The organism is Campylobacter sp. 2018MI13, assembly GCF_018501135.1.
Lineage (GTDB): Bacteria > Campylobacterota > Campylobacteria > Campylobacterales > Campylobacteraceae > Campylobacter_E.
In genome coordinates, this window is the sequence record NZ_JAHCZC010000260.1 from 1 (window position 1) to 416 (window position 416).

At 48.1% G+C, this 416-nt stretch carries 1 protein-coding gene; it reads right to left on the reverse strand.

The genetic code is table 11. The features are described from left to right. The coding region (locus KJQ99_RS09925; RefSeq protein ID WP_214150744.1) for an energy-coupling factor ABC transporter permease at positions 1-416 on the reverse strand (416 nt) is incomplete at both ends.

The window sequence follows — 416 nt, forward strand, 5'->3', positions numbered from 1 at the left end:
CTCCAATACCGTCACGGCCTTTCTTCCTGAAGAATGAATAAATACAATATCCGACATAAGGCATCACACAGGCCATATTGAAAATATTTGCTCCAAGCGAACGAATCCCGCCGTCGCCAAACAAAAACGCCTGCAACAAGAGTGCCGTGGCAACAGCGATACAGGCCGCATCCGGTCCGATCAAAATTGCAAGCAGCGTGCCTCCAACGGCATGTCCCGTTGTTCCTCCAGGAATCGGAACGTTGAACATCATCATGAGAAAAGACAATGATGCGGCAACTCCGAGCATCGGAGCAAGTTCTTTCTTTTCTTTCAGTCTGACTTTGACTTTTTTGATCGAATAGACCACGACAGGCGCCGCTGCCAAAAACATCACCGCACAAGTCTGAGGACTGAGATAATTATCCGGAATATGC